Source organism: Paraburkholderia sp. EG304 (genome assembly GCF_046543485.1).
GTDB lineage: Bacteria > Pseudomonadota > Gammaproteobacteria > Burkholderiales > Burkholderiaceae > Paraburkholderia > Paraburkholderia youngii.
This window is the reverse complement of record NZ_JBKGUA010000014.1, coordinates 18,223-37,310: the sequence shown is the minus strand read 5'-3', so window position 1 is coordinate 37,310 and position 19,088 is coordinate 18,223. Positions and strand designations below refer to the sequence as shown.

Below are 19,088 nucleotides of genomic sequence, written 5' to 3'. Positions count from 1 at the left end.
TTCCGTTCACGCGTTGCTCGGCGCGGCGTAGCGCCACGGCAGAGTCTGGCCACCGGCCAGGATGCCTTGGGGATGCGCGAGCGCGACCGGCTCGATCGCCAGTTGCAGGCGGACGAGTGCGAGCGGCCGCTCCAATGCTTCTTCCCAGCGGTATGAGAGGGGAATGCGCGCGCGCTTGCCACGCAGCCACGCGCAGCGCAGAAAACGATGGACCCAGAAGTTCGGCCACCACGGCGCGGTCAGCGCGGTGCCGAGCAGACCGACGATGCGCGCACGCATCGGTTCGAGGCCGCAGTCGAAGGCGAGAAGTGAGGTCTCGCCGGCCCAGTCCTGGCCGTAGCCCGTCAACACATGCAGCAGATCGTGAATGCAGCCGCTGCGCTCGATGAACCACTGACGGTCCGGGCCCGGGAGGATTTCTTCGAGGCCGGCGGCCAGCCGGCTCGCTTGCAGCAGACCATCGGCGCTGTAGCCGCTGCGCTCCATCATCGCCATGTAGGCGCGGCCGAACGAGCCAGGCGGCAAGCGCAGCAGCGTGTCGGTATCTGCGAGCGTGCCGAGCAGTGACGGCTGCTCGGAAATCAGCGCGCCGGCGCCCGGCTCGCTCAGGAATCGCTGGTACATCGTCTCCATCTGACCGCCGTCGAGCGCGATCATCACTTCGTACGCGTGCTGAATGTCGTCTACGTTCTCCCTCAACGCCTTGATCGCTCGCAACGCGCGCGGCCAATCGATATGGCGTCGCGCCAGCGCGTCGTCCTTTAAGCTTGCTGTCATCTGCGGCTCCCGGCAAAGATCAAGAGGCGGGTCACGAGTGGCAATCGACTGGCGCCACTTCTTGCGGACGCTTTTTGCAGGGTTCATGCCAGTCATCCGTTGGCACCACGCAAGTCGTCCTCATCCCATGCAAGAACGGAACGAAGTGCCCAGATCTGAAAAGGCGGCGCGGCTATCGCGCGGATTGAAGCGGTGTCTGCGATTTGCCGACGCACTTTCAGGCGGAGCCCCCCGCAGCCTGCCGAATGTCGGTGCCGGGCCAACATGTGAAGGGCGTCTGTTGGTTGCCGCTCGACTGCGGGACGTCTGATACCGGCCCGGTTCACGTGTCAACGTCCAAACATCTATACGTGCGGATGTATCGCCCCGCCTTTTGAAATCTGGCTGCCTGCTTGCGTCATTGCATCTGACGGGGACTCAGTTCGCGCAGCAAAAGAACGCCTGGCACGAACAGTGCACTAGCAGCGCGAACACGGACGGTGCGCTGTGAAATTCGTAGAACTCACGAGGACGGAGGTAGAGCAATGAATCAGGCCTGGAAGGCGAAAGCGGGGCAGTTCCTGCCGGGGGCGAATCTGACTGTGTTGCCGCACTGGGAGCGCGACGCGGTGCCGAGCTACGATCGTGCCGAAGTCTCGGTGCCAGGGCGCCTTCACTTCGCCGTATTCGACTTCATGCAAATGATGCCCGGCTTCGGGGGCGGCGGACTCGGCGTATCGACGAGCACGGTCGGACACCGGATCACCGTCACGAAGACGAACAACGGCGAAGGCGGCTGCGACGTGCCGAGCGGGCGGCACATGCTCGAGTTGTTCAAGCGAACGGTCGGCTACGCACGCGACGACATCCGTGTGGATCGGCTGCGCAGCATTCAGCATCAGCACAGCGGATTCGGCTCGAACGTGTCGTTCAACACCGCGACGCTCGCCGGCTTGAACGCGTTGTTCGGCTCACCGTTTTCGCCGCACGACATGTGGGAAATGATTACCCGCAACTACGTCGAGACCGCGAAGGATGATGAGCACGTGTATTTCGGCCTCGAGACCGGCGTCGGCGAAGCGTGCCTGTTCTTCGGCGGGCTGGTCTGGGTCGACGAGAAGCACGGCAACGGTCGTTTCCTCGGCAACCTGAATTCGGAAAACCTGTGGGTGACCACCGCCGTTGGCAACTACGACACGCTGTCGACCGAAGCGCTGCGTGCGCATGGCGAAGGCGCGGACATGTCCGGCACCACCGAGGCGGGCTTCGTGCCGACGCATTTCGTCGAGTGGCAGAAGCGCTATGGCGTCGCGTGGCGCAACTTCATCGAACAGAAACTGAGGCCGGCACTGCATCGCAATGACCTGTTCGCGTTTCTGAAGCACGGCTGGGAACTCAACAGCATGAGCAACATGAAGGTGCTCGAAGGCATCTTCCGGACCGACGTGATGCGTGAGTTCGACGAGACGATGCAACGCGAGGGCGCGGTGTACGCGGGGATGAGCAGCGCGGGTCCGGGCTTCTACGCGTTCTCCGACTGCGAGGAAAAGGCGAAGCACCTCGCGACGGTGATGCTGCATCGGTTCAGTGAATTCATGAGCGAGATGACGGTGGCCCGCGCGGGCCAGAAGATGTCGATCGACGTCGCCGTCTAGCCGCATGCCCGTGAACCCTCGCAAAACTTTCCACTGAGACTGATCGAACATGGCCAAGCGCGTCACCTTCGTCAACACGAACCAGATCAAGCCGGCGATTGCGCCGATTGCCTTCGACTATCTGTCGGCGCCGATGGAGCGAGCAGGGTTCGAGCTCAATTTGCTCGACCTGTGCTTCTCCGACGATTGCGAGGCGGCCATTGCCGAGCACTGCCGCACCACCGCGCCGGATTACTGGGGGGTGACGCTGCGAAATACCGACGACGTCTATTTCTCCAGCGGCTACAGCTTTCTCGACCGCATCAGGGACATCGTCGCGATGCTTCGGCGTGCGCGCGCGGTCCCGATCGTGATGGGCGGCGCGGGCTACTCGGTGATGCCGGAGAAATTGCTTGCTTACCTCGACGCGGACTTCGGCATCGTCCGGGAAGGCGAATTCAGCTTTCCCGAGTTGCTGACCTGCCTCGAAGAAGGTAGGAGTTTCACGCACATACCCGGCGTGGTCTACCGCGATACGGCCGGTGTGCACGCTACGCCGCTCGCGCCCAACACATGCGGACCACTGGCCAGCATGGGGCCTCACAAACGCGAACTGGTGAACAACCCGCACTATTTCGCCAAAGGCGGCCAGATCGGCATCGAAACGAAACGCGGCTGCAATCGCTCCTGCATCTATTGTGTCGAGCCGCTGATCAAAGGCCGCTCGGTGCGCATGCGCGAGCCCGATGACGTCGTCGCCGAGATGGCATCGCTCGAGGAGCGCGGGGTCAACGTCTTTCACATCAACGACTCGGAATTCAATCTGAGCGTCGCGCATCCGATGGCGCTGTGCGCGGCCATCATCCGGCACGGGCTCGCCGGCAAAATCCAGTGGTATGCGTACGGTATGCCGCGGCCGTTTCCCGATGAACTCGCGGCCGCGATGAAAGCAGCCGGTTGCGTGGGCATGAACTTCGGCGTCGACACCGCTAGCGCAACGATGCTGAAGATACTGCGCCGCACCTTTAGCGCATCCGACATCGAACATGCTGTCAATACCGCGAAGCGCCACGGCCTCGAGCACATCATCGAACTGCTGTTCGGCGCGCCCGGCGAGACGCAGGAGACCGCGCGCGAGACGATCGAGTTCATCAAGCGGGTCGATCCGGAGCGCGTTTCGGTCACCGTCGGGCTGAGAATCTTCCCGGGCACCGAGCTCGAACAGATGATCCGCCGCGAAGGCCTCCATGCCGGCAATCCGAATCTGCACGGCCATATCGAAGGCAACGACGATCTTCTGCATCCGGTGTTTTATCTGCCGACCGCATTGGGCCCGGACCCGCAGCAATTCATTGCCGATCTGATCGGCAATGACCGGCGTTTCTTCGGGACCAATGCGAGCCTGTTCAACTACAACGCGAACGACGCGCTGGTCGAAGCGATCGCGCAAGGCGAGCGCGGCGCGTATTGGTCGATCCTGAACCGGATCGAGAAACGCTTCGAGGCGGCCCATAACGCGCGCGCTTGTCACCGCACGTCCGCGGACGGCGGCGATCCGGAGTGGACGCCGATCGAGATTTTGCCGATCGAGCAAAGCGCCTGACGCGGTATGTGATGCCCGAAGCGGCCAGTCATCCGCTGGCCCGCGCATTTTTTCAACGCAGGAGGAGTGCATGCTTCCAGAAAACAGCCAGCCTGAGCCGTACAGGATCAAGATGGTCGAGCCGATCAGGCTGATCGACCGCGAGCAACGGCAGGCGCGGCTTGCCGCTGCCGGGTACAACGTGTTTCGCCTCGAAGCCGACGACGTCTATATCGATCTGATGACGGACAGCGGCACTACCGCGATGAGCGCGAACCAGTGGGCAGGCATCATGACCGGCGACGAGTCGTATGCCGGCTCCCGCAGCTTTACGAAGCTGACGCAGTCCGTGCGGGACATGCTCGGCTTCGAATACGTGTTGCCGACCCACCAGGGGCGCCCGGCCGAGCACTTCCTGTTCCGGACCCTCGTGCGCCCGGGCCAGGTGGTGCCGTTCAACGCTCCGTTCGATTCGACCGAGGCGCACGTATCGATTGCCGGCGGGACCGCGATATCGTGCGTCGCCGAAATCGGCTACCAACCCGCTGTCGAGCATCCATTCAAGGGCGACGTGGATGTGCAGAAGCTGCGCAACGTGATCGAGAGCGAAGGGCGCGGCAACGTGCCGTTGATCATGGTCTCGCTGACGAACAACGCGGGCGGCGGCCAGCCGGTATCGATGGCGAACCTGCGCGCGGTGAAAGCGTTGGCCGATGAGTTTGCGATTTCCGTGTACTTCGACGCGGCGCGCTGCGCGGAGAATGCTTACTTCATCCAGCAGCGTGAGAGCGGCTATGCGAACCGGTCGGTGGCGGAAATTCTGAAGGAGCAGTTTTCCTATGCCGAGGGCTGCACGTTCAGTTGCAAAAAGGATGCGCTGGTCAATATCGGCGGCTTGCTCGCGACACGGTCGCGCGCGCTCTACGACCAGGTCGTGCCGCTGCTCGTGCTGCACGAAGGCTTCGTCACCTACGGAGGGATGGCAGGCCGCGATCTCGAAGCGCTCGCGATCGGTCTGCGCGAGATGGTCGACGACAGATACCTGCAACACCGCGTGGGTCAGGTCGAACGGCTAGGCGACACACTGCTTGCCGGCGGGGTTCCGATCCTGAGGCCCACCGGCGGACACGCGGTGTATGTCGATGCGGCCGCCTTCCTGCCGCACGTGCCGCGCTCGGAGTTTCCAGCCGAGGCGCTGGCTGCCGAGCTTTATCTGGAGGGCGGCGTGCGCGCCGTCGGTCTGGGCTCGTTGGCGTTCCTGAAAGAAGATCCATCGACGGGCGCGCTCAGCGCTCCGAGGCTGGAATTGCTGCGGCTCGCCATTCCCCGCCGTGTCTACACCGATAGCCATCTCGCGGCGGTTGCGGCCGCGTTGGTCCGCGTCTATCAACGACGCGATGCGATCCGCGGAATGCGCATCGTCTCGGCGCCGCCGATGCTCAAGCACTTCACCGCGGTCCTCGCACCGGTCGATGCCCGTGACGAGATGCTCGCGGAGTGTCGCGAAGTTATGGTCTGAGGTGATTTCATGTCGAATGCTGTGTTCGAAACGCTCGAGCTCAAAACCCATGCTTATCCGGGCGTGCTAGTCACGTTGTGCGGTGTGGATGGAGCTGGGAAGTCTTCACTGATGGAAAAGCTCGAAAGCGCGTGCACGCGTGCCGGGCTCAACTGCGTGACGACGTTTACACCGACCAGTCGCATCCGCAAAGACGCGGTGTTCCGGGATATGGTCGACAGCCACTGGCATACCTCCAAAACCAGCCTGGGGCCCGACGCAAGCGTACGCCGCGTCGACATGCTGGGCATTCTGCTGTCCATCATGGGAGACCTCCTCCAGCATCTGACCGACACGGTCATACCGGCACTGGAGCGAGGCGACGTGGTCTTTTGCGACCGCTATGTGTTCACCTCACAGGCCGAGATCGGCACGCGCGCCGATCCCGCTGAGACCGCGCCGGTGCTCCGCAGCATCGCTGGCCATGTGCTGCGTCCCGACGTCGCCTTTGGTCTGAACGTTTGCGGCGCGACTTCACACCGCCGCGTGCGGTCAAGGAACGACGAGAAAGACCAGCCGCCGCCGATGAGCTTTCTGACGCGCCAGGTGGCGGCTTATCGCGCCGTGTTCGAGGCCAACGGCGTGGTCGCTCTGGATGGAGAGCGCAGTATCGACGAGACGTACCGTGCGGCACTCAGTCATATCGCGGCTATAGAACGGGTTGCGGGGCGGTTGGGTTCTATCGCGGCGGCATATCCTGCACGAACCCTGGCGGCATGCTGAGGCTTCGACCTGCGCGGAGACGCCGCATTCTGGCGCCGAGGTGTGCGACAAAATGCACGTCGACACGTTTTGGTGAGCATCTATCCTTCAAGACAGGACCATGTTGCATGGAACGTCAGAGCCAAGGAGACGATGATGCTCAGCCCACATGAGATCGCAACGCTCATGCTTCTCGAAACAAACCCGCGTCCGGAAAATTTCGATCCCGGCGATCTCGACGCGCTGTGTGAACATCAACTCGTATTTCTGGAAAAGCTCGCGTCTGGGTACGCGCGAGGGCATCTGACTGCTCAGGGACGCTCGATGTTGAGGTCGGTCGGCAGAGTGCACTAGTTCTGCGCTCTGCATTGCCGCGGAGGTTCAATACGCGGCGTTTTACAGCCAGCACAGGCGGCTGGAAGAGGAAGTGATTTTGCCGGCCGCGTTGCGATATCTGACTGCGGACGACTGGATGGAACTGGACGAGGTGTTCGGCGCCAATCTCGATCCGTTCAGCGGCAGCGAGATCGAAGGGGAAATGGACCGCTTGTTTTCGCTGATCGTCAGTACGGTTTCCGAGTCGATTCACTAGGCCGCCAACGGGACCGCGCCCGTACATTTGATTTCATCGAGGCAAACGCTCGACTTGACTCCGCTCACACCCGGAATGCGCATCAGCGTATCGAGCAGAAACTCCGACAGCGCCTTGAGGTCGTGCGCGACGACCTTGAGCATGTAATCGATATCACCCGTCACGACGAAGCATTCCTGAACCTGGGCGAGTTCCGAGATCATCCGCTTGAACTTCGACAGGTCGCGCACATGGCCTCGCTCCATCGTCACCTGGATGAAAGCCACTACGCCGAAGCCCAGCAGCTGCGCATCGAGCCGCGTCTCGTAGCACTTGATCACGCCCATTTCCTCGAGCCGGCGATGACGCCTCAGCGTTTGCGCGGGCGACAGCTTGATCGCCTCCGCCAGCTCGAGATTGGAGATGCGCCCTCGCGACTGAAGAATCTCCAGCAAACGCACGTCGATTCGGTCTATGTCGATTGTATGCACTGTTATTTCCTTGTTCCGCAGTGAAATGAAATGTTAATGCACAAATCAGGGTTTGTCTGCGTCCGCTACGAAATCCTATTGCATCGATAAAAAATTAAACTGATTCCAGATGTCGCTGCGACGCGAGCATGTACGTTAAGAAATGCTCAGATGCGCAGGTGGCGAGAAGACGCTGCCTGCTAGACGAACAGAGAAATGTTCTTTCATTTCTATAACATGCCTCCGCATCACACTCAGTGCTAGTCGCTCGCTATCAATCATTCACCATTCGCTGAACCCGAGAGATCATGGCCGACCTGTTTGACAATCCAATGCAACTGATGGGCTTCGAATTCGTTGAATTTGCTTCGCCCGTGCCCAACGTCCTCGAACCGCTGTTCGAGCAGATGGGCTTCACACTGGTGGCTCGCCACCGTTCGAAGGACGTGCTGCTTTACCGCCAGGGCGAAATCAACTTTATCGTCAATCGAGAGCGCAATAGTCAGGCCGCTTACTTTGCCGCCGAGCATGGCCCGAGTGCGTGCGGCATGGCGTTTCGCGTGAAGGATTCGCACAAGGCCTACGCCCGTGCGCTGTCGCTGCGCGCTCAGCCGATCGAAATCGCTACCGGTCCGATGGAGTTGCGATTGCCGGCAATCAAAGGCATTGGCGGCGCACCGCTTTATCTGATCGACCGCTTCGAAGACGGCAAGTCGATCTACGACATCGATTTCGAGTTCATCGAAGGTGTCGAGCGCCGGCCGGCCGGTCATGGCTTGCGCCTCGTCGATCACCTGACGCACAACGTCTATCGCGGGCGCATGACGTATTGGGCCAACTTCTACGAGACGCTGTTCAACTTCCGGGAGCTACGCTACTTCGACATCGAAGGCGAATACACGGGGCTCACGTCGAAGGCGATGACGGCGCCGGACGGCAAGATCCGCATTCCATTGAACGAGGAATCCGGCAAGGGCAGCGGCCAGATCGAAGAATTCCTGATGGCCTTCAACGGCGAGGGCATTCAACACATCGCCTTCCTGACCGACGATCTGATCACGGTGATCGACAACCTGCAGATGGCAGGCGTGCCGCTGATGACCGGGCCGAACAGCTACTACTACGATGCGCTCGAAACGCGTTTGCCGGGCCATGGTCAACCCGTTGGCCAATTGCAGTCGCGCGGCATTCTTCTCGATGGAACGACGGCGGACGGATCGCCGCGCCTGCTGCTGCAGATCTTTTCCAAACCGCTGCTTGGCCCCGTGTTTTTCGAATTCATCCAGCGCAAGGGCGATGAAGGTTTCGGGGAAGGCAATTTCAAGGCGCTGTTCGAGTCGCTCGAACGCGATCAGATCGAGCGGGGCACGCTGAAAGTTTGACGCGCATACAACCCGTTCATCGCCGCTTCAACAATACCTAATCCCAGCAAGACACGACACCGGCGTCACAAGCGTCGGCTGTGAGGCCTCGGCATATTTCGCCTGCTCTGACCAGAGCAGGCGAAAAACGAGGCGTGGCGTCCAGAACCAACCGCAGGACACAGGAGACAACATCGTGGCACATCAGGAGCAAGGCACGCTAAAGCGCGGCCTGAAGAATCGTCACATTCAGTTGATCGCGCTTGGAGGCGCAATCGGCACGGGTCTTTTTCTCGGCATCGCGCAGACCATCAAGACGGCAGGGCCGTCCGTATTGCTCGGGTACGCAATTGCCGGCATCGTCGCCTTCTTTATCATGCGGCAACTCGGCGAAATGGTCGTCGACGAGCCCGTTGCAGGTTCGTTCAGTTACTTCGCAGGCAAATACTGCGGGCAATTCTCCGGTTTTGTTTCCGGGTGGAATTACTGGGTGCTGTACGTGCTGGTGTCCATGGCGGAACTGTCGGCCGTTGGCATCTACATGCAGTACTGGTGGCCGGGTCTGCCAACGTGGGTGTCCGCGCTGGTGTGCTTCGGCGTAATCAACGCGATCAACCTCACCAGCGTGAAGTCGTACGGCGAACTCGAATTCTGGTTCTCGATCGTCAAGGTCGCGGCAATCGTTGGCATGATCGGCTTTGGCGGCTATCTGCTGATTTCGGGCCATGCGGGTCCTGACGCGGGCGTGGCGAATCTGTGGCGCCACGGCGGCTTCTTCCCGAACGGCGTGTCGGGTCTCGTGATGGCGATGGCCGTCATCATGTTCTCGTTCGGTGGACTGGAACTCGTGGGCATTACGGCGGCCGAGGCCGAAGATCCTTCGCACACGATCCCGCGCGCGACCAACCAGGTGATCTACCGGATCCTGATTTTCTACGTCGGCGCACTCGGGGTGCTGCTGTCGCTGTATCCGTGGGAAAAAGTCGTCGCCGGTGGCAGTCCGTTCGTACTGATCTTTCACGCGATGAACAGCAACTTCGTCGCCAACGTGCTCAATGCGGTGGTGCTCACCGCCGCGCTGTCGGTGTACAACAGCGGTGTCTATTGCAACAGCCGCATGCTTTACGGCCTCGCAGGCCAGGGCAATGCGCCGCGCGCTCTGCTGAAGGTCAACTCGCGCGGGATTCCGCTCGTCGCGCTGGGAATTTCCGCCGTGGCGACTGCCGCCTGCGTGGTGATCAACTACCTGATGCCGGGCAAGGCATTCGAGGTGTTGATGGGGCTCGTCGTCTCGGCGCTGATCATCAACTGGGCAATGATCAGCATCATTCATTTGCGTTTCCGCGCTGCGAAAGCTCGCGCCGGTGAGAGGACCCTGTTCCGCAGCCTCGGTTATCCGCTTACCAACTATCTTTGCCTGATCTTCCTTGCCGGCATTCTGGTCGTGATGTGGCTGATACCGGATCTGCGCATGTCGGTCTACCTGATCCCCGTTTGGCTCGTTGCGCTGGGCGTCGGCTATCGCGTGCGCAATAGGCGCGCCGCCGCCTCGGTCGCCGTCGGCGTGGCGACGCGCTAGGCATCGCGCTTTTGCAATCTTTTGGCCTGATCCAGGGAACTAGCATGTTTGAACACATCGATGCCTATGCGGGCGACCCGATCCTCACGTTGAACGAGAACTTCGCGAAGGATTCGCGCGAGCATAAGGTCAATCTGAGCATCGGCATTTACTACGACGATCAAGGCCGCTTGCCGGTAATGCAAGCGGTACGCGAGGCCGAAGGACAACTGCTCGCCGAGCTCGGTCCCAAGCCGTACCTGCCGATGGCGGGCTTCGCCCACTACCGCGATGCCGTGCAATCGCTGGTATTCGGCGACGACTCGGCGGCGCGTACCGAGGGGCGCATCGCGACCGTGCAGACTTTGGGCGGTTCGGGCGCGCTGAAGGTCGGTGCGGATTTCATCAAGCGCTACTTTGCGGGCTCGCGCGTATGGGTCAGCGATCCGACGTGGGAAAACCACCGTTTCATCTTCGAGCGCGCGGGATTCGAAGTCAACGCGTACCCGTACTATGACGAATCGAGCGGCGGGCTGAAGTTCGAAGAGATGTTATCGGCCATCGACGCGCTACCCGCGCGCAGCGTCGTCCTGTTGCACGCGTGCTGTCATAACCCGACGGGTGTCGATCTGAACGACGCGCAATGGGTGCAGCTGATCGAGGTCATCAGAAAGCGCAACCTGCTGCCCTTTATCGACATGGCGTACCAAGGCTTCGGCGCAGGTATCGACGCCGACGCATTCGCGATTCGTGAACTGGTGCGCCAGAACGTGCCGGCGTTGGTGGCCAATTCGTTCTCGAAGAACTTCTCGCTGTATGGCGAGCGGTGCGGTGGACTGTCGGTGATTTGCGAGTCGGCGGAGATTGCCGCGCGCGTATTGGGTCAATTGACGAGCGCAGTGCGCGCGAACTACAGCAATCCGCCGACGCACGGCGCGAAGATCGTAGCGCGGGTGCTGACCACACCGGCGCTGCGGCAATCGTGGCAACAGGAGCTTGCCTCGATGTGCCGGCGCATCATGCGCATGCGCGCGGAGATCCATGAACGCCTGCGCGGCAAGGTGCCGGACACGCTGCTCGCGCGCTACCTCGAGCAGCGCGGCATGTTCACGTACACGGGGCTGTCGGCGGAGCAGGTCGACACGCTGCGCGAACGCCACGGCGTCTACCTGATCCGGTCCGGGCGCATGTGCGTCGCCGCGCTCAATGACAACAACGTTGCGACGGCGGCGCAGGCCATCGCGAGAGTCATCTCGCGGGCAGGCGATTGACACCGACGCAGGCTGAGCGCGCCAGCCTGCTACGCGACCAGTCCGACTGCATCCACGCCGGATCGAGCGGACGGATCGCGAGTCTCGATTGAGCGTCGCGGGGCGCCGCGCGACGCGGCATGATCGAGATGCCGCGTCCGGCTTCGACGAGTCCGAGCGATGTCGTCAGAGGCGCCGTCCGTCCATTTCAGTTTTGTCGCGCGCTCGCGTTGCCGCTGTGCTTGAGCGTCGGATCGATCAACGAAGCCTTGACGTCGACCGAAGACGCTTGCCCGAGCTTCGCATAGTCGCTCTTGAGCCATACGTCGGCGACTTCACGGCCACGCTCGAACAGCGTGTTGAGCAACGACCACGACGTGCTGCTCTTCGACACGAAACCGAACTTCGCCAGAAAATCGTCGTCGCGGATCAGGTGGAACCTGACGGGCTTGTAGCGGCTCTTGCGCGCCGCTTCCTCGCCGACCGAATCGAGCACACGGTTGACCGCTTCGATCGCGTTGATCTCCAGCACCACGGACGCGTTGAACCCAATTTCATTGAGCCGGTCGTGAATGCCGCGCGCATCTTTGGGCGGCATATCGTGGCGCACGAACGGATTCGCGAGCACGAGAATCAGGTCCTGGGCATGCTCGAGCAACGGCGCCAATGGCGGGTTGCCCAGATAGCCGCCGTCCCAGTACGGTATGCCGCCCACGCTGACGGTGCGAAACTCGTTCGGCAGGCATGCGGAAGCGCGCAATACGTCAATGGAAATAGCGGGGCGGGTGAACATTGCGCGTTGGTTGGTTCGTACGTCGGTTGCGCAAATGAATAGTTGCGGGCCGTCGCGCGTCGTATTGAGCGCGGCGAGATCGTGTTCGGGGAGCGCGGCACGGATCACCGGCCCGAGCGGATCGCGGTAAAACGGATTGCCATAAGGCGAAGCGACGAGTCCGACGGCCTCCAGCATGATGGCGGCGGGATTCCAGTCGATATTCCAGCCGCCGAATGGGCCGGGTTCGGAAAAGCCGAGGAGCGCGTTGCCCGCCAGCGCGCCGGCGCGCGATATCGCTTCCCAAAAGGCGCGCAGCATGTCGCGTGCTTTCGGTGCCCCGCTGGTTGCGAGACCCGCCGCGCACAGCGTCGCATTGATGCCGCCCGCGCTCGCGCCGCTGATTGCCGCGATATCGAGTGGCATTGCCTGCGACGAAGCCTCCAACAGACGGTCGAGCACACCCCACGTGAACGCGCCGTGCGAACCGCCGCCTTGCAGGGCAAACGCGACCTTGGGGCCTTTGTGTCGCGTCGCGTTCCGAGGTTCCTCCATCGCCATGGCTCCTTCGCGTCTTGATCGCGTTCCGGCAATCTTACCCGGAAGTGTCACGCGTTTGGTCTAGCCTCGCCAGACGCGGCTGCGGGTTTGTCTCGGTTAAACCGCCGCCCCGCAGCAGGTACAGTGTGAGACGATTTGCGGCGGGCCGGAGTCCAACCTCGGCCGATCGATACTATTAATAGTCGCAAGCGACATATCCGATATAAAACGGGCCATGAGAGAGAAGTTGATTGACATAAGCCAGCGTGCCAGGTCGGCATCGCGGGCTCACCGCGCTCGTCCGGGGGCGTCTCGATGAAACGGGATCTCGATCCGGATTCCCGCGGCGCGATCACGCTAAACGGGCTGGCGCGCCAGCTGGGACGTACCCGTGAGCAGCTGATGCAGCGCTGGATCGCCGAGACCTCGGAGCAGGGCGCGCACCCCGCCGATGCGGACAGCGGACAGGGACTGACCGACTGTTTCGCCTACATGCTGGCAGAGGTATGCGCGTCCTTGCTGGTCGCCGACAGCGACCCGTCCCTATCCGATCATGTAGGCATCGCGCAGCCTGGCAGGTTCTGGCCGGACGACTGGCGGGTCACGGATCTGTTTCGCAACATGGATCTGATGCAGCGCTCTCTGAAGCACGAGATCCGCGCGTATTTCGGTCCCGTTGCCGCTTCCGTCGACGTTCACATGCGCGCGCACGACGTTGTCGAGCGCACCTTTCGCGCGATGATCGAAAACGCGATCGAGGCGCACATGCAACGTCAGGCGGCCGAGGTGGCGGCGGCACAGGACAGCCTGCACACCGCGCTGACCGCGCTGAAGCTCACGGAGGAGCGGCTGCGAGTCGCGACGAGCGCGGCGGGCATCGGCATCTTCGAGTGGTGTGGCGCGTCGCGACAAGGCGTGTGGGAAAACCGCCGGATGTATGAAATCACCGGGCAACCCGAGGACAGGGGGCCGTTGACGGAAACCGAGTTCATGACGTCGGTCGTTCATCCGGACGATGTCGAACTGCTGCGAAGTCATTTCCAGTCCCGGCGAATCTCCGGCGAGCCGGTGCATGTCGCGTTCCGGCTGCACCGTGTAATCGACCGTGCGCTCAGGACCGTCGAAATGTTCGGGTATCTGCGACCGCCCGTTCATCAGGACGATTACACGTTCATTGGCAGCTTGTGCGACGTGACGGAGCGCGCCGACGCGGAGGCGAAACTGCGCGACGCGGATCGCCGCAAGGACATCTTTCTGGCCACGCTCGCGCACGAGCTGCGCAATCCGCTGGCGCCCGTGCGCAACGCCGCGCATCTGCTGGGTCACAGCGCGGGAGCCGATCCCGCCAAACGCGAGTGGCTGCGCAATGTGATCGAACGCCAGACCGGTCACCTGTCGCATCTGATCGACGACCTGCTCGATGTTTCGAGAATCACCACCGGCAAGATCGTTTTGAAGCGCGAGGTCTTCGATATCAGGCTGGCACTCGACCACGCTCTGGAAATCACGATGCCGGCTGCGTTGCAGCGGCATCACGACATCGTGCGTCTGCCGCTGGAACATCCGGTGTACGTGCACGGCGACCCGGCGCGCATCACTCAGACATTTTCGAATCTGCTCGATAACGCGATCAAATACACCGACGATGGTGGCCGGATCGTCGTATGCGCGACGCTCGTCGGTCAGGAAGTGTCCGTGACTGTGTCGGACACGGGCACGGGTATTTCGGACGATGCACTGCCTCACGTGTTCGATCTGTTCGTCCAGGGTTCGTGCCACGGCGAGCCGTCGCGGGGCGGTCTAGGGATCGGGCTGTCGGTGTGCAAGACGCTGACCGAGATGCACGGCGGGACCATTGCCGCGAGGAGCGAAGGCAAGAACAGAGGCAGTGAATTCGAAATACGTCTACCCGTTTGCCAGGGCCGTAACCAGGACGCTAAGGACGGTACCGAAGCCGGTCTGCCGGCGTCCGACCGATTGCGGGTTCTGATCGTCGACGACAACAGCGACGCCGCGCTTTCGCTCGCGATGATTCTCGACACGCACGATGTGCGCACCGCACACAGCGGCGAAGACGCGCTTCACATCGCGGCTGCGTTCGAGCCGCAGATCGTGTTCCTCGATCTTGGGCTGCCGGGAATCAGCGGCTATGAGGTCGCGCGTCGGCTGAGGGATCATCAGGCGGCGGGCAAGCACCTCGAAATCGTCGCCGTGTCGGGATATGGTCAGCCAGAGGACGTGGCTCACTCGGCGGAGGCGGGGTGTGATGCGCATCTCGTCAAACCCGTCGATATCGAGGAGTTGCTCGCGATCATCAGGCGGATCACCGGAGAAAATCCGGGCCTCAGTCGCCAATCGAGCGGATAACTCACCGGCCGTCACCCCGGCGATGATCGTTGCCCGGCCGCGATCCGGACGTTTCGCTCGATCACGATCGGACTGGCGCGTTGCGCCCACATGACGCTGGGATCGTTCTACGGGATGACCCGATGTGATGGGAACGCTGGCTGGTCGGGTACGCTGTTTCATGAGTCAAGCCCGAAGGGCGACGAATCATGAGCGGCCAATGACGCGGTATGCACGTGAATGCGAGCCGTGACGCGCCGTCTGTACCCATTTTCAATCTGCGACAATAGCCGCGATTCTCGTCCACGCCGATCGTGAAATGGAACTCAGACAATTACGCTATTTCCTCAGCGTCGTCGAACACGGCAGCATGGGAAAGGCCGCGCTCGAACTCGGCGTCGTCACTTCCGCGCTGAGTCAGCAGATCAGCCGCCTCGAAGGCGAACTGTCGACGCGCCTGCTGCAGCGCACTTCCAGCGGCGTCGTGCCGACCGATGCCGGTCTCGCGTTCTGGCGTCAGGCGCAACTCGCGCTGCGTCATATCGACGACGCGGCGCTCGCCGCGCGCGCTGCTCGGCTCTCGGGCCACGTCAGCGTCGGCATGGCGCCGAGCACCGCCAGCGTGCTCGGCGTCCCCTTCATGCAGGCCATGCGCGCGCTATCCCGAGGTGCGGCTGCGCATCGTCGAAAGCCTGTCCGGGTATCTGGCGTCGATGCTGAGCGCGCGCCAGATCGATCTTGCCGTGCTGTTTCGCCCGGAGCCCGCGCAGCGCTGGAGCGTCGTGTCGCTGCTCGACGAGCGGCTGTTCGTGATCGGCCGGCACGAGCTCAAAGACATGCCGGCGGGCGCGAGCGTGCGTCTCGGGCGACTCGGCAAGCTTCCGCTCGTCCTTCCGAGCGGCGCGCACGGCCTGCGCTCGCTGCTGTCCGCCGCGTTCAAGCGGGCCAAATATGAACCGAACATCGCGGCCGAAGTGGACGGCCTCGCGCTGCTGATGGACGTCGTGCGCACGGGCATCGCCGCGACCATCCAGCCCGGCGCCGCGCTCGCGCGGCCGGAGAACGCGGTTTTGGCTAGCATGCCCGTGTCTGAAAGCTTCGCCGTGCGGCCCAATATGATCGCGAGCATCTCCGACGACGAGCTTTCGCCCGCGGGGCTCGCCGCGCGCGTGGTGCTCGCCGACGTCGCGCGCGAACTGGTGCGCGAAGGCCGCTGGCCCGGCGCGCGCCTGCGTCAGTCGGAGGCCTTCACAAAAACTGAAGGCCCGTTGACGGCCCGCTGATGGCGGAGGACGAGCGCGACCATTAGAGTGCGTCCGAAAGGAGGCCCACAAGATGGTCGACGTACTCGTAATCGGAGGAGGCAATGCGGCGCTTTGCGCGGCATTGATGGCGCGCGAAGCCGGCGCGTCGGTTCTGCTGCTCGAATCCGCGCCGCGCGAATGGCGCGGCGGCAATTCCCAACACACCCGCAATTTGCGCTGCATGCACGACGCGCCGCAGGACGTGCTCGTCGATGCCTATCCGGAAGAAGAATTCTGGCAAGACCTGCTGAAAGTCACCGGCGGTGTCACGAATGAGCATCTCGCGCGGCTGACGATTCGCGCGTCGTCGTCGTGCCGGCCCTGGATGCAAAAGCACGGCGTACGCTTTCAGCCGCCGCTGTCGGGCGCGCTGCATGTGGCGCGCACCAACGCGTTTTTCATGGGTGGCGGCAAGGCGCTCGTGAACGCCTATTACCGCAGCGCCGAAGCGCTGGGTGTCGAGATTCGCTACGACACGCCCGTCGATTCGGTGGAACTCGACGGCGGCCGTTTCGTCGCGGCCCGAAGCGGTAACCAGCGCTTCGAGGCGCGCGCCTGCGTGCTGGCGGCAGGCGGCTTCGAATCGAACCGCGAATGGCTGCGCGAGGCCTGGGGACAAAACGAGCGCGGCGAATGGCCCGCCGACAACTTCCTGATCCGCGGCACGCGCTTCAACAAGGGCGTGCTGATCCGCCACATGATGGATGCCGGCGCGGACATGATCGGCGATCCGTCGCAGTCGCACTGCGTGGCCATCGATGCGCGCGCGCCGCTCTATGACGGCGGCATCTGCACGCGCATCGACTGCGTGTCGCTCGGCGTGGTCGTCAATCGCGAGGCCGAGCGCTTCTACGACGAAGGCGAGGACTTCTGGCCGAAACGCTATGCGATCTGGGGGCGCCTCGTTGCGCATCAGCCGGGGCAGATCGGCTACTCGATCATCGATTCGAAGGCGATCGGCCGCTTCATGCCGCCGGTGTTTCCGGGCGTAAAGGCCGACACGCTGCCCGAACTCGCACGGCAGTTGAAGCTGCCGGAAGCGCGCTTCATGGAGACGCTGTCGCGTTACAACGAGTCCTGCCGCGTCGGCAGCTTCGATCACACGTCGCTCGACGACTGCCATACCGAAGGCGTCACGCCGCCCAAGACGCACTGGGCGCGCCCTATCGACACGCCGCCGTTCTACGGCTACGCATTGCGTCCCGGCATCACGTTCACGTATCTCGGCCTGAAGACCAACGACCGCGCCCAGGTGCACTTCGGCGGCGAGGCGAGCGAGAACCTGTTCGTCGCGGGCGAGATGATGGCGGGCAACGTGCTCGGCAAGGGCTATACAGCGGGCGTCGGCATGTCGATCGGCACGGCGTTCGGGCGCATTGCCGGCACTCAGGCCGCGCGCGCCGCACTGCAGACAACGGAGGTTTCCTGTGCAGCAAACTGACACGCTCGCGCCCGAACGCACGCGCGCCGCGGCGTTCGAATCGAAGCAAGACATGCAACGCACGCGCGGCGGCTCGCGCGTGATTCCAATCGTGCCGCTGACCGCAAGCGAAGGCGAAGTGGCGCGCCAGATGCAGATCTGCAACGCGTGCCGCTATTGCGAAGGCTTCTGCGCGGTGTTCCCGGCGATGACGCGCCGCCTCGAATTCGGCAAGGCCGACGTCAACTATCTGGCCAATCTGTGCCACAACTGCGGCGCCTGCTACCACGCGTGCCAGTACGCGCCGCCGCACGAATTCGCGGTCAACGTGCCGAAGGCGATGGCGCAAGTGCGCCTCGAAACCTACACCGAATACGCATGGCCCAAGGCGCTAGGCGGGTTGTACAAGCGCAATGGCGTGACGCTGTCGGTCGCGCTGGCGGCGGGGCTAGCTCTCTTTCTGCTGCTCGGCACGGCCATGCATGGCGGTTTGAGCGGCAACGTCGCGCCCGCGAACTTCTACGCGATCTTCCCGCACAACCTGCTGGCGGCGATGTTCGGCGCGGTCTTCCTGTTTGCCATCGTGGCGCTCGGCATCGGCGTGACGCGCTTCTGGCGCGACGTGTCGCCGGGAACCGCGAACGCGAGCACGCCGGCCGTGACGGAAGCGGCGAAAAACGCGTTGACGCTCAGGTATCTCGACGGCGGACATGGCGACGGCTGCAACGAATCGAACGATGCCTTCACGCTCGCGCGGCGGCGCTTTCACCACTTCACGTTCTACGGCTTCATGCTGTGTTTCGCGGCAACGGTGGTGGCGACGCTCTATCACTACCTGCTCGGCGAGGAAGCCCCGTATCCGTTCTTCAGCTTGCCGGTATTGCTGGGTACGGCGGGCGGGATCGGCCTGATCGTCGGGCCCTTGGGGCTGCTGTGGCTCAACCTGAAGCGCCATCCGGAGCAGGGCGATGCGCGCCAGCGTCCGATGGACCGTGCCTTCATCGCGCTGCTGTTGCTCACGAGCGCGTCGGGCCTCGGGCTGCTGGCGCTGCGCGAAACGGCGGCGATGCCGTGGCTGCTGGCGGTGCATCTGGGCATCGTGATCGCGTTGTTCGCAACGCTTCCGTACGGCAAGTTCGCGCACGGCATTTTCCGTTCGGCGGCGCTGCTCAAATCGTCTATCGAAAAGCGCCAGCCTAATACGTTGGGTCTCGGCTCGGACTAGGCACGACACGCGCCGCATATTGGCATAACAACAGGGGAC

The 19,088-nt window shown here is 62.7% G+C and carries 15 protein-coding genes and 1 pseudogene; 13 read left to right on the top strand and 3 right to left on the bottom strand.

What is annotated here, in order from left to right; all coding sequences use genetic code 11:
- Nucleotides 1-6 precede the first annotated feature (6 nt).
- Entirely contained in the window at nucleotides 7-777 is a 771-nt protein-coding gene (locus ACLFKU_RS18310) for a Coq4 family protein (protein WP_410849997.1), read from the bottom strand.
- Between the two features lie 524 nt (nucleotides 778-1,301).
- Here ACLFKU_RS18310 and ACLFKU_RS18305 point away from each other — a divergent pair.
- The 6 genes from ACLFKU_RS18305 to ACLFKU_RS18280 all read left to right on the top strand — a co-directional run bounded on the left by ACLFKU_RS18305 (nucleotide 1,302) and on the right by ACLFKU_RS18280 (nucleotide 6,824).
- A complete protein-coding gene (locus ACLFKU_RS18305) occupies nucleotides 1,302-2,411 on the top strand; it encodes a hypothetical protein (RefSeq protein ID WP_410849996.1) in 1,110 nt (369 codons plus the stop codon).
- 49 nt (nucleotides 2,412-2,460) lie between these two features.
- Nucleotides 2,461-3,993, top strand: a complete 1,533-nt coding sequence (locus ACLFKU_RS18300) for a B12-binding domain-containing radical SAM protein (protein WP_410849995.1) — start codon at nucleotides 2,461-2,463, stop codon at nucleotides 3,991-3,993.
- A gap of 70 nt (nucleotides 3,994-4,063) precedes the next feature.
- The gene (locus ACLFKU_RS18295; protein ID WP_368583830.1) at nucleotides 4,064-5,491 is read left to right on the top strand and encodes a tryptophanase; all 1,428 of its coding nucleotides are present in this window, start codon (nucleotides 4,064-4,066) and stop codon (nucleotides 5,489-5,491) included.
- A 9-nt stretch (nucleotides 5,492-5,500) separates the two neighbouring features.
- Entirely contained in the window at nucleotides 5,501-6,253 is a 753-nt protein-coding gene (locus ACLFKU_RS18290) for a dTMP kinase (RefSeq protein ID WP_410849994.1), read from the top strand.
- A gap of 135 nt (nucleotides 6,254-6,388) precedes the next feature.
- Nucleotides 6,389-6,586: a hypothetical protein gene (locus ACLFKU_RS18285; protein ID WP_368583949.1), complete on the top strand. Its 198-nt coding sequence runs from the start codon at nucleotides 6,389-6,391 to the stop codon at nucleotides 6,584-6,586.
- A 73-nt stretch (nucleotides 6,587-6,659) separates the two neighbouring features.
- Entirely contained in the window at nucleotides 6,660-6,824 is a 165-nt protein-coding gene (locus tag ACLFKU_RS18280) for a hypothetical protein (protein ID WP_410849993.1), read from the top strand.
- Here ACLFKU_RS18280 and ACLFKU_RS18275 read toward each other — a convergent pair.
- Nucleotides 6,821-7,294, bottom strand: coding sequence for an Lrp/AsnC family transcriptional regulator (locus tag ACLFKU_RS18275; RefSeq protein ID WP_410849992.1), 474 nt, complete (start codon nucleotides 7,292-7,294; stop codon nucleotides 6,821-6,823). The genes ACLFKU_RS18280 and ACLFKU_RS18275 overlap by 4 nt on opposite strands.
- 287 nt (nucleotides 7,295-7,581) lie before the next feature.
- On the opposite strand from ACLFKU_RS18275, the gene hppD reads away from it, so the two are divergent.
- From hppD to ACLFKU_RS18260, 3 genes are all read left to right on the top strand, one after another.
- Nucleotides 7,582-8,655 (top strand): 4-hydroxyphenylpyruvate dioxygenase, encoded by a 1,074-nt coding sequence (gene hppD, locus ACLFKU_RS18270; RefSeq protein WP_410849991.1) that lies wholly within the window; start codon nucleotides 7,582-7,584, stop codon nucleotides 8,653-8,655.
- 175 nt (nucleotides 8,656-8,830) lie between these two features.
- Complete coding sequence (locus ACLFKU_RS18265) at nucleotides 8,831-10,213, top strand: amino acid permease (protein ID WP_410842522.1); 1,383 nt, start codon at nucleotides 8,831-8,833, stop codon at nucleotides 10,211-10,213.
- Nucleotides 10,214-10,257: 44 nt separating this feature from the next.
- Nucleotides 10,258-11,463, top strand: a complete 1,206-nt coding sequence (locus ACLFKU_RS18260; protein WP_410849990.1) for an amino acid aminotransferase — start codon at nucleotides 10,258-10,260, stop codon at nucleotides 11,461-11,463.
- Between the two features lie 187 nt (nucleotides 11,464-11,650).
- Here the strand turns inward: ACLFKU_RS18260 and ACLFKU_RS18255 are convergent, their stop codons facing one another.
- Nucleotides 11,651-12,769, bottom strand: coding sequence for a patatin-like phospholipase family protein (locus ACLFKU_RS18255; protein WP_410849989.1), 1,119 nt, complete (start codon nucleotides 12,767-12,769; stop codon nucleotides 11,651-11,653).
- 300 nt (nucleotides 12,770-13,069) lie between these two features.
- Between ACLFKU_RS18255 and ACLFKU_RS18250 the strand changes: the two genes are divergently transcribed.
- The 4 genes and pseudogenes from ACLFKU_RS18250 to tcuB all read left to right on the top strand — a co-directional run bounded on the left by ACLFKU_RS18250 (nucleotide 13,070) and on the right by tcuB (nucleotide 19,049).
- Entirely contained in the window at nucleotides 13,070-15,121 is a 2,052-nt protein-coding gene (locus ACLFKU_RS18250; protein ID WP_410849988.1) for an ATP-binding protein, read from the top strand.
- Nucleotides 15,122-15,419: 298 nt separating this feature from the next.
- Nucleotides 15,420-16,372: pseudogene (locus ACLFKU_RS18245) on the top strand (LysR family transcriptional regulator).
- Between the two features lie 63 nt (nucleotides 16,373-16,435).
- A complete protein-coding gene (tcuA, locus tag ACLFKU_RS18240) occupies nucleotides 16,436-17,845 on the top strand; it encodes an FAD-dependent tricarballylate dehydrogenase TcuA (RefSeq protein WP_410849987.1) in 1,410 nt (469 codons plus the stop codon).
- Complete coding sequence (tcuB, locus tag ACLFKU_RS18235) at nucleotides 17,832-19,049, top strand: tricarballylate utilization 4Fe-4S protein TcuB (RefSeq protein WP_410849986.1); 1,218 nt, start codon at nucleotides 17,832-17,834, stop codon at nucleotides 19,047-19,049. The genes tcuA and tcuB overlap by 14 nt, the downstream gene beginning before the upstream one ends.
- Nucleotides 19,050-19,088 lie beyond the last annotated feature (39 nt).